14 protein-coding genes are annotated in these 16,560 nt (G+C 39.3%); 11 read left to right on the top strand and 3 right to left on the bottom strand.

Translation table 11 applies throughout. From position 1 onward, the window contains the following. A complete protein-coding gene (locus TASI_RS04755; RefSeq protein WP_044978067.1) occupies positions 1-441 on the bottom strand; it encodes an Mth938-like domain-containing protein in 441 nt (146 codons plus the stop codon). 114 nt (positions 442-555) lie between these two features. Between TASI_RS04755 and TASI_RS04750 the strand changes: the two genes are divergently transcribed. Both TASI_RS04750 and thrC read left to right on the top strand, forming a co-directional pair. Continuing rightward, a complete protein-coding gene (locus tag TASI_RS04750; RefSeq protein ID WP_014111627.1) occupies positions 556-1,869 on the top strand; it encodes a homoserine dehydrogenase in 1,314 nt (437 codons plus the stop codon). Positions 1,870-1,878: 9 nt separating this feature from the next. Continuing rightward, positions 1,879-3,306: a threonine synthase gene (thrC, locus tag TASI_RS04745; protein WP_014111626.1), complete on the top strand. Its 1,428-nt coding sequence runs from the start codon at positions 1,879-1,881 to the stop codon at positions 3,304-3,306. On the opposite strand, the gene TASI_RS04740 is transcribed toward thrC, so the two are convergent. Next, a complete protein-coding gene (locus tag TASI_RS04740) occupies positions 3,295-4,161 on the bottom strand; it encodes a phytoene/squalene synthase family protein (protein ID WP_044978066.1) in 867 nt (288 codons plus the stop codon). The genes thrC and TASI_RS04740 overlap by 12 nt on opposite strands. Positions 4,162-4,263: 102 nt before the next feature. Between TASI_RS04740 and alr the strand changes: the two genes are divergently transcribed. The 8 genes from alr (at position 4,264) to phoU (ending at position 12,306) form a co-directional block, all read left to right on the top strand. Next, positions 4,264-5,394 carry an alanine racemase gene (alr, locus tag TASI_RS04735; protein ID WP_266105235.1) on the top strand — a complete coding sequence of 377 codons (1,131 nt, stop codon included), beginning with the start codon at positions 4,264-4,266 and terminating at the stop codon, positions 5,392-5,394. Further along, positions 5,381-6,748 (top strand): DNA repair protein RadA, encoded by a 1,368-nt coding sequence (radA, locus tag TASI_RS04730; protein ID WP_044978064.1) that lies wholly within the window; start codon positions 5,381-5,383, stop codon positions 6,746-6,748. The genes alr and radA overlap by 14 nt, the downstream gene beginning before the upstream one ends. Before the next feature lie 180 nt (positions 6,749-6,928). Then, complete coding sequence (locus tag TASI_RS04725; RefSeq protein ID WP_014111622.1) at positions 6,929-8,032, top strand: polyamine ABC transporter substrate-binding protein; 1,104 nt, start codon at positions 6,929-6,931, stop codon at positions 8,030-8,032. Between the two features lie 23 nt (positions 8,033-8,055). Beyond that, positions 8,056-9,174, top strand: coding sequence for an ABC transporter ATP-binding protein (locus tag TASI_RS04720; RefSeq protein ID WP_014111621.1), 1,119 nt, complete (start codon positions 8,056-8,058; stop codon positions 9,172-9,174). After that, positions 9,171-10,082, top strand: coding sequence for an ABC transporter permease subunit (locus TASI_RS04715; RefSeq protein ID WP_014111620.1), 912 nt, complete (start codon positions 9,171-9,173; stop codon positions 10,080-10,082). The genes TASI_RS04720 and TASI_RS04715 overlap by 4 nt, the downstream gene beginning before the upstream one ends. Then, positions 10,082-10,888: an ABC transporter permease subunit gene (locus tag TASI_RS04710; protein WP_014111619.1), complete on the top strand. Its 807-nt coding sequence runs from the start codon at positions 10,082-10,084 to the stop codon at positions 10,886-10,888. The genes TASI_RS04715 and TASI_RS04710 overlap by 1 nt, the downstream gene beginning before the upstream one ends. Positions 10,889-10,894: 6 nt before the next feature. Then, positions 10,895-11,578 carry a ribose-5-phosphate isomerase RpiA gene (rpiA, locus tag TASI_RS04705; RefSeq protein WP_014111618.1) on the top strand — a complete coding sequence of 228 codons (684 nt, stop codon included), beginning with the start codon at positions 10,895-10,897 and terminating at the stop codon, positions 11,576-11,578. Positions 11,579-11,592: 14 nt separating this feature from the next. Then, positions 11,593-12,306 carry a phosphate signaling complex protein PhoU gene (gene phoU, locus TASI_RS04700; protein WP_014111617.1) on the top strand — a complete coding sequence of 238 codons (714 nt, stop codon included), beginning with the start codon at positions 11,593-11,595 and terminating at the stop codon, positions 12,304-12,306. Between the two features lie 77 nt (positions 12,307-12,383). Here phoU and TASI_RS04695 read toward each other — a convergent pair whose 3' ends face one another. Beyond that, on the bottom strand, positions 12,384-12,656 hold the full coding sequence (locus TASI_RS04695) for an oxidative damage protection protein (RefSeq protein ID WP_014111616.1): 273 nt from the start codon (positions 12,654-12,656) through the stop codon (positions 12,384-12,386). 56 nt (positions 12,657-12,712) lie between these two features. Here TASI_RS04695 and hrpA point away from each other — a divergent pair, with 56 nt between their 5' ends. Further along, positions 12,713-16,558, top strand: coding sequence for an ATP-dependent RNA helicase HrpA (gene hrpA, locus TASI_RS04690; RefSeq protein WP_014111615.1), 3,846 nt, complete (start codon positions 12,713-12,715; stop codon positions 16,556-16,558). The last annotated feature ends 2 nt before the right edge of the window (positions 16,559-16,560 follow it).

Below are 16,560 nucleotides of genomic sequence, written 5' to 3'. Positions count from 1 at the left end.
TCATACTCCTTTTTCTAATATTAAACCTAAAGCAACTTTACGGCCCTCGGCCATAAGAACGTTATAGGTTCTAGCGGCTGCATCAGTGCTCATAAACTCAATACCAATACCAGCCCTAGTTAAAGGAGCAACTAAAGATGGATTTGGTAAATGTTGAGCCTTACCGGTTCCTATGATTATAAGTTCTGGGGGATTTAAATAATTGCTTGGCTTGTCGTTTAAAAAATCAATAGCAGAATTTTGAGACTTCTGAAGCATACCTACGAGTTCAATTTGGGCTAAATCTATATCCTTATAGGTGGCAATGTCCCAGCTATTCACCGAACTCTCAGGCGTAAAGTAAATGGAATGAAAATATCTCTCTTTATTTATCTCGATGAATTCTTCATCGTAGGCTGTAACTGTGTTATGGGTAGAGGTATTTTGTAGATGTAACTTCACATTTACTCCGCAAACTTTGTTTATCATAAGACGAATATATTACAAGTTAATGATTAAAAAAAAGTAAAATTGTGAACACAAAAAATAATATATTTCAGATTTTACAGGTTAGAAATGAGTCATTTACAAGCTATAAGAGTAGGATTGCTTGGTTTTGGTGTGGTTGGTAGCGGCACATGGAATGTTCTGAGGAGAAATTCCAATGAGATTGCTAGAAGGGCAGGTAGACGGATTGAAATCGTGCGCATTGCCACCCGTACTATATCAAAAGCAACTAATGTAGTGGGTGACTCAGTTCCAGTTACATCTGATTTGATGGAAGTTGTTCGTGATCCATCTATTGATATCGTAGTAGAGCTGATTGGCGGCACTAATCTAGCAAAGGATATCGTAATTGAGGCTTTAAAAAACGGCAAACATGTAGTGACGGCCAATAAAGCTCTGCTTGCTCATCACGGAAATGAAATTTTCAAAATTGCTAGCGAAAATAAGGTTATGGTCGCATTTGAAGCGGCCGTGGCAGGCGGAATTCCGATTATTAAATCGGTACGCGAAGGTTTGACCGCAAATAGGATTCAAAGCGTGGCTGGCATTATCAACGGCACCAGTAATTTTATTCTCTCCGAGATGCGAGAAAAGGGTCTTGCATTCGAGGAGGTTTTGAAGGAGGCTCAAAGGCTAGGTTATGCAGAAGCTGACCCGACCTTTGATATTGAAGGAGTGGATGTGGCACATAAGCTTTCGATATTAGCTTCCATCGCATTTGGTGTGCCTATACAATTTGACCGCGTGTTCTCAGAGGGCATAACTCAAATTGAACAAGAGGATGTCGTTCAAGCGGAGAGATTAGGATATAGATTGAAATTACTGGGCATTGCCACCAGAAGGGAAAATGGTATAGAGCTTCGTGTGCATCCTACTCTAATACCAAACTCTAAAATGCTCGCAAATGTAAATGGTGCGATGAATGCTGTTATGGTCAGAGGTGATGCAGTGGGCGAGACGCTGTTTTATGGGCCTGGAGCGGGTTCTGAGCCTACGGCCTCTGCAGTTGTTGCGGATATTGTGGATGTGACTCGCTTACATACGGCCGATCCTGAGCATCGTGTGCCGCATTTGGCATTTCAGCCTGATGCCCTTGAGGATTATAAGATCTTACCGATTGAGGAAGCACAAACTGGATATTACTTGCGTATGACCGTGAAAGATCAAAAGGGTGTATTGGCTGATGTTTCTAGAATTTTTGCGGACCATGGAATTTCCATTAATTCGATGATTCAGGATAATAAGGGAAATAATTTAGCTAGCCTCGTATTTTTGATTCATCAAACTATTGAGGCTTCGATGCAAAGAGCCATACAACAAATCGAGGCATTAGATTCGGTTCAAAATGCTGTTAAATTGATTCGCTTAGAAACACTGGAATAGGAAGACATTATGAAGTATATATCTACTCGAGGTGGTGCTCAGCCAGCAGAATTTTGCGATATTTTGATTGAGGGTCTAGCTTCTGATGGTGGGCTTTATGTTCCTGAGAGTATTCCAAAAATAGATATAACTACATTAAATAGTTGGGTGGGATTATCGTATCCTGAGATGGCTATGGAAATATTGCCACTTTATATAACGGATATTCCAAAAGAGGATTTATCCAAAATAGTAAATAACACTTACAATCAAAGTGTTTTTAATAATGCAGATATCGTTCCACTTAAAAAATTCACCTTTAAAGGAAAAGAGAACTTTTATCTTTTAGGCTTATCGGAAGGGCCTACCATTGCGTTTAAAGATTTACCAATGCAATTATTAGGAAATCTTTTCGAATATGTTCTTTCTAAACGAAATACTCACGTCAATATTTTAGGCTCAACATCTGGAGACACTGGCTCTGCGGCTGAATATGCATTTAAAGGAAAAAAAGGCGTTCAAGTATTTATGCTATCTCCTTATGGTCGCATGAGTGAATTTCAAAAATCACAGATGTATACACTTGAGGATCCGAATATTCATAACTTATCTGTAAAAGGTGTTTTTGATGAATGTCAGGATATCGTAAAAGCCATTAATGGTGATTTAGACTTTAAGAAAAAACACCATATCGCAGCAGTGAATTCAATTAATTTTGCCCGTATTGCAGCTCAGATTGTGTATTATTTCTGGGCTTGGTGTGCGAGTGCACCTAGAGATGATGAAAAAACCAACTACCAAATTGATATAACCGTCCCAACAGGGAATTTCGGAAATATTCTTGCAGCACAAATCGCTAAGATGATGGGACTACCTCTAAGAAACCTAATCGTAGCTACTAACGAGAATAATGTTCTTGAGGATTTCTTTAAATCAGGTGTTTACAAGCCTCGCAGCCCTGAGCAGACATATTCGACTTCAAGTCCATCCATGGACATATCAAAAGCGTCTAATTTCGAGCGCTTTGTTTATTTCTTGCTCGATTGCAATTCGGAAAAATTAAATGAGTATTGGGCAAAACTTAGTTCTGATGGTAGTTTCGATTTATCCGAATATAAGGATGAGATCGCTTTGAGATATGCGTTTAAAGCAGGTATGAGTTCACATCAGGATCGCATTGCCACAATTAAGGGATTTTACGAGCAAACAGCTTATACGCTTGACCCACACACAGCAGATGGCGTTAAAGTGGCTTCTGAATTTATGGACACGGATACGCCTATGTTTGTTGCTGAAACTGCATTGGCTGCTAAATTTGGACCGACCATAGCGGAGGCTTTAGGTAAGCCTGCAGCGATTCCTGAGCGATTTGCTGACCTGCTCGATAAAAAGCGTCATGATATTGTGATGGATAATTCTGTCGATGCTGTGAAGGAGTATATCGCTTCACATGCGTAGCCATGTTTTGCTTGAAATCATAAGCATTTGAAGAGCAGAGAGGGCGATTTCATTTTTAAATGGATCGCCTTTTTTTATTTTCTTAAGCTTTGCACGCCCCATATGCCCTAAAGCTGTCATGCTCTTTATTTGGGTGGCAATGCTCCCGTCCATCTCCTTTAGCTGTTCACTAGCTTCATTTAATTTTTTAGTTGCATCTTTTATGAGTTTTTCTTTAAGTGTGCCTTGCGTTGCTTCTGGTGTGGCATTTAGGAAATGATTTGCTGTCACTCCATGTTCACGAAGATAGTCCATGGGTACATATATGCGACCTTGTGATGCATCCAATCCCATTGAGGCTATGGTATCGATATATTGTTTAGCTTCTCCTAATTTTTGTGCATACTTAATTGTGTTTGGTGTCGTAGGACCTAGCACTTGCGAGATTAGGCAAAACATAGAGCCGTTTTGCAATGTGAAGAATCGATTAAGGCTTTGAAAATCTAAATATCGATGATGTGTTAGGTCCATCTCTACGGACTCAATAATATTTAGGAAAAACTGTGGCTTTAAATCATATCTTCTTATGAGCGGCAATAGTGCTTGACTTAGGGGGTGATTATGATATTTATCTTCAGATGCATATAGTCTCCCAATTGCATCTTTCCACCAGGACAATTTCATTCTAGCAACATTGCTTTCTGTTTGTGTGTAGAGTATGTTTTTAATATCGTTAAAGACGGCGTAGATAGTTCGGATAGCATTCTTCTTTTCTTCGTCTACGTAAAGAAAAGCAAAGTGTTCCTCACTTGGATATTTGTACGTCTTCTCGTTTATTACTTGTTCTTGCGGGGTTAGACTAGGGTTTTCAGCCATTTTTAGCTATTTTCGTAGATATATAATTATTCGATTTAGAAAATAATATTAAAGGATTAAATCTTGTCACGTCCAATTAAAGCCATTTTACACACTAATAATATGGCTCATAATTTACAAATCATTACTTCAAGTGTAAAAGCTCATCCTGAAAATCAAAATAAGACTATTAAGCGTTTAGCTGTTATTAAGGCTAATGCTTATGGGCATGGATTGGCCGCCGCCATGGAAGGATTTAAGGATGCGGATGGTTTTGGCATGATTGATCTAGAGGATGCGGCAGTTCTTAGAAAAAATGGTGTGACCCAAGATATCCTTTTGCTTGAAGGATTTTTTCATAAATCAGATATTAAGACTATGTTGAATTTAGGTGTTTCAACTGCCATTCATAGTCCCTATCAAATAAATTATTTAAAAGAAGAGTTGCCTAGATTAGTTTCCCGCGGTTTTAAACCTGTGAATCTTTTTATTAAATTTAATACGGGCATGAATCGATTAGGTTTTAAACCTTCTGAGGCTCAAAAGGTTTATGAGCAGCTTGCTGAATTTAAATCGACTGGGCTTATAAAATCTATTGGTTCAATGATGCATTTCGCCAATGCGGATACAGATAATCGTGATGCCGAAGTGGTTCGAATCGAAGAGGAGTTCGTTAAAAATTGTATGAATTTAGGGGGGCATGAGGTTCCAGTAAGTTTATGCAATTCTGCTGCCTGTGTTAGATATCCTAGATTCGCAGGCATTGCCACAGAAAACTGGATTCGTCCTGGGTCAGTTTTGTATGGAAGTCAATATTTTCCAAATTTAAACGAGCAAAATGTGGTCCATAATTTCAAACCAGCCATGTCTTTAGTTGCTGATATTATCGCTATACAAAATTTAAAAGCAGGGGATTCTGTGGGGTATGGTTCTAAATTTACAGCCACAAAAGACTGTCGTATTGCGGTTGTTGCATGTGGCTATGCGGATGGGTATCCAAGAAGTGCCACTAATGAGACTGAAGTTGGAGTGCTTGGAAAGCGTGCTAAATTAGCTGGAAGAGTTTCAATGGATATGATTGCTATCGATATTTCGCATATTCCTGAGGCAAATATCGGTACTCCTGTGGTATTGTGGGGTGAGGGAGGTCCAAATATCGATGAGGCAGCTCAGATGTGTGGAAGAATAAGCTATGAGCTTATATGTGGAATTACTCCGCGGGTTCCGAAGGTTCTAGATAATGGCCAAAGCTAAGACGCAGTACGTCTGCCAGGAATGTGGGGGAACTAGTATTAGATGGCAGGGGCAGTGTCCGCATTGCCAAACTTGGAATTCTATGGTTGAGTTTAAAGAAACTCCTCTTACAAGTTCATCAAACAGATTTACGCATTTGGCTGCTCAGGGCACAGGCTCAATTATCCAAAATCTATCTGAAGTTGCAACTTCGGAAATAACTAGATTTAGTACAGGAATTTCAGAATTTGATCGAGTTCTTGGAGGCGGATTAGTTCCCGGGGGTGTTGTGCTTTTAGGCGGTGACCCTGGAATTGGTAAATCCACTTTACTTATTCAAGCAATTGCAAATCTATCTTCAAATCAAAATGTTTTATATGTAAGCGGTGAGGAGTCTGCTGAACAGGTAGCTATGCGTGCTCATAGGCTCGAATTACCAACAGAAAGAATTTCTCTTTTGCCTGAAATTCAATTAGAAAAAATTCTCTCATCAGTTGATTCTTTTAAACCTTCGGTACTTGTTATTGATTCGATACAAACTATTTTTTCAGCTGAATTAAATTCGGCTCCAGGTTCTGTTTCACAGGTTCGTGAGTGTGCAGCTCAACTTACAAGAGTAGCCAAACAGGCTGGTATTGCGATGGTTTTAATTGGTCATGTAACTAAGGATGGTACTCTTGCGGGACCACGAGTGCTTGAGCATATAGTCGATTGCGTTTTGTATTTTGAAGGTGAGTCGGATTCAACGCATAGATTAATTCGTGCATTTAAAAATCGCTTTGGTGCAGTAAATGAGCTTGGTGTTTTCGCAATGACGGACAGAGGGCTCAGAGGCATTGCCAACCCATCGGCTATTTTTTTATCTCAACATTCATTTGATGTTACGGGCTCATGTGTAATGGTTACGCAGGAAGGCACACGTCCTTTACTGGTTGAGATTCAATCTCTAGTAAATAATGCACATATTCCAAATCCTAGAAGATTGACCATAGGCTTAGATAGCAATCGCATTGCCATGTTATTAGCGATTTTGTCACGTCATGCGAATATCCCAACATATGATCAAGATGTTTTTGTAAATGTTGTGGGTGGGGTTCGTATCAAGGAGACGGCTTCGGACCTTGCCGTTGTGCTAGCAATCATATCGTCGATGCGAAACAAGCCATTGCCAGTGGGGCTAGTAGCTTTTGGAGAGGTTGGTCTAGGTGGAGAAATTCGTCCTTCTCCACGTGGCCAGGAGCGACTTAAGGAAGCGGCAAAACTAGGGTTTAAGATGGCCCTTGTTCCTAAGCATAATGAACCTAAAAAAGAAATTAAGGGTATCAAAGTGTATCCAATGTCACGCCTATCAGAAGTTTTAGAATTTATTCGTTAGGCAAAATTTGTACCCCCCAATCCCCTCAAGATTATGTAGGCATGCATATTAGAAAGGGATTCGCATTTGTGGTAAAAAAGTCTAAAAAGGGCAATTAATTGTAAAAAAGGGTAATGAATTTATCTAATTGCCTTATTATTATGATTCTTTTAACAATCACTATTTTGGAGGGGTCACCCAATGAAAAAGAATTTCCTTGGCAAAATAGCGGTAACAGCGGCATTAGTTGTGGGTGCACTTGCACCAGTCGCTGCGCAAAATAAAGTCGTAAACGTATATAACTGGGCTGAGTATTTAGCAGACGATACTCTACCAGGTTTTGAGCGAACAACAGGTATTAAAGTTAGATATGATACCTTCGATACAAACGATATTGTTCAAGCTAAGCTTTTAGCAGGCAATTCAGGATACGACGTTGTTACTCCTTCAACTCACTATGCCGCTCGTTATATTGAGGGCAAGTTTTTACAACCTTTAGATAAATCTAAAATTCCTAATTTCAAACATTTAGATCCTCAAATTATGGCTGTTGTGGCACAGGTTGACCCAGGTAATAATTATTTGATTCCATGGGGATTTGGTACAAATGGTCTTGGTTATAACATTAATAAAGTTAAAGCTATTTTTGGAGATGATGTTGATTTTGCAAACTGGGATATGTTGTTTAAACCTGAAAATGCAGCGAAACTTAAAGAGTGCGGTATTTCACTTCTAGATGAGCCTGCACAGGTATTGCCAGCAGTACTTCACTATATCGGAAAAGATCCTAACTCAAGTAACGAGAAAGATATTCGTGAAGCATTCGAAGTATTGAAAAAAATCCGTCCTTATATTCGTCAATTTAGTTCATCTGGATTTATTAATGAGCTAGCTGCGGGTGATTTATGCATGGTTTATGGATTTAACGGTGATGTGATGATTGCTGCGGATCGTGCAAAAGAGGCAAAAAAATCTTTCGAAGTAAATTACTTTATTCCTAAAGGCGGTGCACCTGTTTGGTTTGACACTATGGCTATTCCTGCAGATGCGAAAAACGTAGATGAAGCTCATGCTTTTATCAACTATATCGAAACTCCTGAAGTGCACGCAGCGATTACTAATAAGATGTTCTATCCGAACGCTAATGCAACTGCAAGACAATTCATTAAGAAAGAAATTGCAGAAAACAAACAACTTTATCCTGACGAAGAAGTTAACAAAACTTTATTCGTAATCAAACCACAACCGCTTAAGATTTTGCGTCTTGAGACTAGATTGTGGGCTGATCTTAAAGCTGGTAAATAAGCGTTTAGATAGAGGAATATCATATGGAAGAGGGGCGTGTTGTACCCGTTGATCAGGATGAGTTTGTAAAACTCGTAGATGTAGTAAAAATTTTCGGTGAGACAGTTGCGGTTAATTCAGTTAATCTCTCTATAAAGCGTCATGAGATATTTGCACTTCTCGGAAGTTCGGGAAGCGGTAAATCAACGATTCTTAGGATGCTTGCTGGATTTGAGCAGCCTACTTCTGGTCAAATTTATGTTGATGGTGTGGATATATCGAATGTTCCACCATACAAACGTCCCGTTAATATGATGTTCCAATCATATGCATTATTTCCGCATATGACGGTTGAGCAAAATGTTGCCTTTGGTCTTAAGCAAGAAGGTATCGCAAAAAGCGAAATTCATGATAGAGTTTTTGAGGTTCTTGATTTAGTTCAAATGGCTGGTTTTGCTCGCCGCAAACCTGCTCAATTATCTGGCGGTCAGCAACAGCGCGTAGCTCTAGCTAGAAGTCTTGTTAAAAGGCCAAAATTGCTCCTTCTTGATGAGCCTATGTCGGCCCTAGATAAGAAAATCCGTGAAAAAACGCAAATCGAATTAGTAAAAATTCTTGAGGAAGTGGGTGTGACTTGTATTATGGTCACACATGATCAAGAGGAAGCTATGACTATGGCTCATAGAATTGCTGTTATGACTGACGGCGATATCGTGCAGTCTGGAACTCCTCATGATGTTTATACTTTCCCGAACTCACAGTTTGTTGCAGGCTTTATCGGTTCAACAAATATATTTACTGGAACCATTGTTGTAGATGAACCAGACCACGTAGTTATCGAATCTGAGGATTTGATGAAACCTATGTATGTAAGCCATGGTATTTCTGAGCCACTTGGTATGGAAGTTTATGTTTCTGTGCGTCCAGAAAATATTCGCATTTTGGTCGATCATCCCGAAGATGAAGTTAATGTCGGTCACGGCATAGTAAATCACGTTGCGTGGATGGGGTCATATATGCGATACCAAATACGACTTGATACAGGAAAAATCATTGACGTTAATATGTCTAATTCACGTATTGGTACTGAGGAGCCTCCTGGCATAGACGATGAAGTGTATGTTACTTGGGGACCTGATAGTGGTACGGTATTGCCATCATGAAAATGAAAAATAAACTTTCTTTGAACAAACCTAAAAAGGACTATATCGCAATAATTCCTCCTTTTGCTTGGTTGGTTTTATTCTTACTGGTGCCTTTTTTTATAGTTCTAAAAATCTCATTTTCAGAGTCACTGTTTGGTCAGCCTCCGTATTCACCTTTGATTCAATTTCAAGATTGGATTTTGAATTTAACTCTTCATTTTGAGAGCTACGTAACTATCTTTACAGACAGTCTATTTATTAGAGCTTATTTGAGTTCATTAAAGATGGCTGCAATCACCACAATTCTTTGTGTGTTGATTGGATATCCAATGGCTTATTACATTGCTCGCTCTAAGGAGAGTGTAAGAAATATACTAATGTTGCTAGTGATTTTGCCGTTTTGGACATCTTTGCTTCTTCGTGTATATGCATGGATTGGTATTTTGCGAAATGAAGGTTTGTTAAATAATTTCTTGCTTTGGTTAGGTGTTATAGATAGTCCTCTTGAAATTTATCGTACTGATATTGCCGTATATATCGGGCTTGTTTATACGTATCTGCCATTCTTTATATTGCCACTTTATACCAATCTACTAAAGCTTGATCAAACGCTTTTAGATGCGGCTTACGACCTTGGGGCTAAGCCATTTAGTGCATTTCTTAACGTGACATTGCCACTATCTATGCCGGGTGTTATCTCTGGGGCTATGCTTGTGTTTATCCCAACTGTAGGTGAATATGTAATTCCTGAGCTTTTAGGGGGTACTGACACATATATGATTGGTCGTGTGATGTGGGATCAGTATTTTACTGATGCAAACTGGCCAGCTGCTGCCGCTGTGGCTATAGTGATGATTTTGATTCTATTAATTCCGCTAGTAATTTACCAAATGAACCAGACAAAACTATTTAAGGAGAATAATTAATGTTTCCTTATAGATTATTTAAATGGCTGGCTTTGGGTGTTGGGTTTGCTTTTTTATATATTCCAATCATAAGCTTAATTGCATATTCATTTAATGATTCTGCATTGACATCTTCATGGGTTGGATTTTCCTTACGTTGGTATAAAGATTTATTTCAAGATGAAGCACTATTGAGAGCAGCTTGGCTTTCTATAAAAATTGCAGTTTTATCAGCAACTATGGCTACGTTAATTGGGACATGGGCTGGATATGTTTTGGTGCGAAAAGGGCCATTTAAGGGATTTGCCTTATTTATCGGTATGTTAAACCTACCACTTGTTATTCCAGATGTGATTTTGGGTATTTCAGTACTACTAATGGTTATTGAATTACGAACTATAACTGGATTTCCCGAGGCAAATGGGGTATTTACGATTTGGCTTGGACACGTGACTTTATGTATTGCATATGTGGCTGTAGTTGTATCTACTCGTGTTAGAGAATTGGATACTTCTATTGAATATGCGGCACTAGATTTGGGTGCTACACCACTTAAAGTATTCTTCTCCATTACTCTTCCTATGATTGCACCAGCTGTTGTGTCTGCTTGGCTTTTGGCTTTTACATTATCTCTTGATGATGTGGTTATTGCTTCATTTTTAAATGGACCTGGATATACAACTTTACCAATTGAAATTTTCTCTAGGGTAAGGCTTGGTGTGAAACCAGAGGTTAATGCTTTGGCTACGATATTAGTTGTTGGAATAGGTGCTCTAGTTATAATTGCAAATAGAATTCAAATTAAAAAATCTCGGATTACGGAGTAGTTTGTAATGCCCAAGACTCAAGACGAACTTAAACGTGAAGTTGCAGCTGCAGCTGTAGATCATGTTCTTAAGATGGTCAGCCCTCAAGATACTGTTGGTGTAGGTACAGGTTCCACCGCAAATTTGTTTATAGAGCTTTTAGCACCTCATAAAGATAAGTTTCGCGATACGGTTGCTAGCTCTTTAAGAAGCGAAGAATTACTGAAGAAATTCGGTATTCCTGTAGTTGACTTAAATATGCGTGAAACAATTAAGGTGTATGTTGATGGGGCTGATGAAATTAATCCCAACCTTCATCTAATAAAAGGCGGAGGTGGTGCTTTGTTGCGTGAAAAAATTGTAGCATCGGCATCAGAGTATTTCATTTGCATTGCTGATGAGTCTAAACTAGTAGATAAATTGGGTGCTTTTGAGCTTCCAATTGAAGTAATTCCGATGGCTGTAGCAGTAGTTTCACGTAAACTAGCTAGCCTAGGAGGTGAAGCTCATTTGCGTGAAGGTTTTACAACTGATAATGGGAATCTTATTCTTGATGTATCAGGATTTTCAGTCTCTGATGCAAGAGAGCTTGAGACCACCATTAATCAGATTCCCGGGGTAGTCTGTTGCGGTTTCTTTGCACTAAGACCACCAGAATTGGCACTTGTTTCTAGTCAAAATGGTGTCCAAACTTTAAAACTTAATAAGTGACTTAGGAGTTATAAATGACTGAGCATACTCTCAAAAAATTTGACCAAGATATCGAATCAATTCGTTCTGGAATTATTCGTATGGGCGGGATTGTTGAATCTATGGTTAAGGATGCATTAGCTGCAATTGATTCAGGTGATGGCGAAACTATTGAGCGTGTTTTGCAATCAGAAAAAGAAGTAAATTCACATGAAAAACAACTCGATAAACAAATCGCAGAAAGCATTGCCATCCATCAACCCACAGCAATTGACCTTCGCTTTATGGTTTCAAATCTTAAAATGATTACTGATTTGGAACGTGCAGGAGACGAAAGTGAAAAAATCGTTAAGATAGCACGTAAACTGCATGAATCAGGTGTGCGTTATGAGCCTCTAGTTGATATGCGTCATATGGGTATCCTAGTCCTTCAAATGATAGATAACGTATTTGAGGCTTATTCACGTCGTGATGTAGTTAAGGCGGCAGAGGTTGTACGTTCAGACAAAATGGTGGACAAAGAGTGGAAAAATATGCTTCGCACTCTAAGTAGTTTTCTTATTGAGGATCCTCGCCGTACAACAGAATTCATCGATCATATTTTCGTTGCTCGTTCAATCGAGCGTATTGGCGACCATATGAAAAATATAGCTGAGAGAATTATCTACTTAGTTCATGGCGAAGATGTACGTCACGAAGGCGTTAAATATGCTGAGCAAATAGCTAAGGGTGATTCAGAGGAAGAGTAATTGTTTAAGTATTTGCTCTTGCATATAGGGCTCATAATTCTTATAGCAATTGTGAGCCTCTTTTATATTTATCCACTTTAAATTCTAGGTGCGACATAACCTTGTGCTTCTATGTCCGCATCTTCAAATAAATAACTCTCCATTTGAGCTTGCAAGTATTTACGAGCACGTGCATCTGCAAGATTCAGTCTGTTTTCGTTAACTAGACGAGTTTGAACATCCATCCAAGATTTCCATGCATCCTGAGAAATTTCTTTATAAATTCTTTTTCCGAGTTCGCCTGGGTATGGTGGATAATCTAAACCAGGTAGTTCCTGTTTCAATTTCACGCAATAAACGGTTCTGCTCATACTGAAACCTCTATAATCGTTTATTAAAACAATCATTTTAATTCATATAATTTTTAATGCTTAATTCCCCTCAAGATATTGTGCTTAATGGGATTAAATTTAATTCCTCTCTTCCTGTAAATCAGAAGCTAAAAGAACTCTCTGAATTAATAAAAAAACATCAGGTCGTAATTGTAAGTGGCGAGACTGGGTCAGGTAAAACTACGCAGCTTCCTAAATTGTGTTTGGCAATGGGACGTGGTACCAAAGGCTTAATCGGCCACACACAACCTAGAAGGATAGCAGCTATTTCTGTAGCCAAAAGAATTTCCGAGGAACTTGGACCTTCGCGGATTAATGAGGTGGCTTATCAGGTTCGTTTTCAGGTTAAAAGTTCCGCTGATACCAAAGTCAAGTTGATGACCGATGGTATTTTGCTTGCTGAAACGCAATCGGATAGGCTTCTTAAAAAATACGACACAATAATCATTGATGAGGCTCATGAGAGAAGTTTAAATATAGATTTTTTGCTTGGCTTATTAAAGTCAATACTTCCTAAACGTCCTAATCTTAAGGTCATAATTACATCCGCAACAATTGATGCAGCTAAATTTTCTGAGCATTTTAAATCTTCCTCTGGAGTTCCTGCCCCTGTAATTGAAGTGTCTGGAAGGCTCTATCCAGTTGAAATTCGTTATAGACCACTTGAGTCTGAAAGACCACTTGAAGATGGCAATGATCCCGCAAACGACAAGGATAAGGAGCCTCTAGAGGATGGCATAGTTCGTGCAGTTGATGAATGCACAAGAGAAGGGGGCGGAGACATTCTCGTCTTTCTTCCAGGCGAGAGAGAAATTCGGGAAGCTTCGGATGCATTGTTTGATGCGGTGAATAGAAGGCAGATTGAGAGATTAGAGGTTTTGCCCCTTTTTTCTAGGTTATCGCAAAATGATCAGGAGCGAATTTTTAAACCAACTACATCAGCCAGACGAGTAATATTGGCCACTAATGTGGCTGAGACATCCATTACAGTTCCAGGCATACGGTTTGTAGTCGACTCTGGTCTTGCACGTGTGAAGCGATATTCTTGGCGAAACAAAGTCGAACAACTGCATATAGAGAAAATATCTCGTGCTTCAGCTAACCAAAGGGCGGGCCGTTGCGGTCGTGTAGCCTCAGGGGTGTGTATACGACTTTATGATGAAGAAGATTTCTTGCGTCGTCCTGAATTTACTGACCCTGAAATATTAAGATCATCTCTTGCATCTGTTATCTTGCAGATGAAATCTTTGCGTATAGGGGATGTGGTTGCGTTTCCTTTCCTTGAGAGTCCGACAAGTCGTGCCATCGCCGATGGATATCAGATCTTACATGAGTTAGGTGCAATTTCTGGTCAGCAGAATGAAAAAACATATCTCACGCGCGTTGGTATGTCTCTTGCACAATTGCCATTAGACCCGAAAATTGCTCGCATAATATTAGCTGGTCGGCAAAACAATTGCTTAAAAGAAATATTGATTATTGCATCTGCTTTGAGTGTGGCCGATTCCCGCGAGAGACCTTACGATCAGAAAAATAAAAGTGATCAATTGCATGCGAAATTTAAGGACGAGAAATCAGAATTTATGTCTTTCCTTAAATTGTGGCAATGGTACTGGGACCTTCACGCAAACAAAATTTCCAATCGTAAGTTTAACGACGAACTTAAGAAAAATATGGTTTCACCTCTTCGCATGCGTGAGTGGATCGATATCCATAATCAACTTCTTACTATAGTTAAAGAGCGAAAATGGACGGTGCTTGAATCTGAGGCGACTTATGAGCAAATTCATAAATCCTTACTTACGGGATTGTTAGGAAACATAGGTACAAAAAGCGAGACAGACCCAAATTTTTATCAAGGAACGAGGAACGTAAAATTCTTAATCCATCCATTGTCAGGTATGCAGAAAAAAGCAAGTCGATGGGTGATGGCGGCAGAACTTGTAGAGACAAGCAAAATTTATGCGAGAGTGGTGGCACAAATTGATCCTCGATGGGTCGAGGGCATTGCCACGCATATATTGCAAAAAAGCTGGAGCGATCCGAGATGGGATTTTAAGCGAGGGCAGGTCGTTGCAAATGAGCGTGCAACGCTATATGGGCTACAAATCTATCAGGGGCGTAAGGTGCATTACGGACGCATCAATCCTGAGCATGCACGTGAGATATTTATTCGCGAGGCTTTAGTCCCTGGTGATATGCAAGCACGTATTCCGTTTGTGGAGCATAATTTAAATCTTATTAAAGAGATTGAGCATATGGAGCATAAGTCGCGCAGAAAGGATATTCTTGTCGACGATGCTTTGATATATGAGTTTTATGCAAGCAAAATTCCTCAGGATATTAGCCAAACTGCAAGTCTTGAGGCGTGGCATAAAAAGCTTAATGAGGCTGAGAGAAAAAGTCTATTTCTTATTAAAGAAGACTTGATGCAACATAGTGCTGAGGGGGTTTCCACAGAATATTTCCCTAAAAAACTAATGTATTCAGGTGTCGAGCTTTCTGCCAGCTATCATTTTGAACCTGGATCTCCAAAAGATGGGGTGACGGTCACGGTGCCAGATTATGCACTAAGTCAAATTAATCAGGAGACTACGCAATGGCTTGTACCAGGCATGTTGAAGGAGAAGGTGCAGTTATTAGCGAAGACATTGCCACAGAAAATAAGGCGTCATCTTGTACCGATTCCAGAGTATGCGAGGGAATTTTATCTTGCTCACGAAGCACAGTTAAAGGAGCCTAAAAAGGATTTGATCGACGCAATTATCGATCATGCATGGCAGAGCAGAAAGGTTCGCATTGCCCGCGAGGATTTTAAGTCAGAGAATCTTCCAGCTCATATGCATATGATATTTAAGGTTGTCGATTCTTATGGGCGTATGCTTTCGGCAGGACGCAATCTAGCTCAACTTAAGGCTGAACATGCGGATCAATCGTTGCATAGCTTTCAGAAACTGGCTCAGAAGAATCTGTCGCAAACGAATATGGATACGGATTCACAAATTGTGGACTGGAGCTTTGGAGTTTTGCCTGAAATTATGGAGATTCGCAAAAATAGGGAGTCTTTGGTTGGTTATCCAGCTTTAGTTGATGAGGGTACGCATTGTTCTATTGACGTTTATGATACCCCTGAGATGGCAATGCAAGTGCATTTCAAGGGTGTGCTTAGACTTTTTTATCTAGGATTAAATGAGCAGGTTAAGTATTGGAAAAAGAATATACCGAATATTGATAGACTAGGTCTTATGTTTATGAATCTGGGTACTCAAGCGGAATTGATAGATCAAATTATTGAAGCGGCTTTAAGACAGAGTGCTATGGCGGAGGCATTGCCACAAGATAAGGAGCAATTTGAGGCACGCAAAATTCAAGCGAAAGAAAAGCTTGGTCTTATTATTAACGAAATTTCTATTTTGCTAGAGCAGATTTTAGATCTTTACAAGCAGCTAGAAAAAAAGATGCAAGGGCTTAAAGTCTTGGTCGCAAAGGGGGCGAAAAATTCTGATGCGAAGCTAATCGAGGAAGCTTATATAGACATAAAACAAAACTTGGAATTTTTAGTGTCCAATGATTTTTTGATGCGACATCATTATAAAGCTCTTCAGCAGATTCCACGATATTTGAAATCAGCGATAGCTAGAACTGATAAGCTTCTTCGTGATATTAATCGGGATTCTAAAAACTTAAATGAAATAAGAAATTTTCAGAATAAAATTAATAAAAAGCTATCCGAGCTTAGGGGCCAACCTGACCCGAAATTAAATGATTTTATTTGGATGTTGCAGGAATTACGTGTGGCTTTATTTTCGCAAGAACTCAAAACGCCATATCCTGTGTCAGCTAAAAGACTGGAAAAAGCTTGGACACAAATTAATAATTAAAG

It is taken from the genome of Taylorella asinigenitalis MCE3 (genome assembly GCF_000226625.1).
In the GTDB taxonomy this organism is placed as follows: Bacteria; Pseudomonadota; Gammaproteobacteria; order Burkholderiales; family Burkholderiaceae_B; genus Taylorella; species Taylorella asinigenitalis.
Note: the sequence above shows the minus strand (reverse complement) of the source record. Positions and strands in the feature narration are given on the sequence as shown.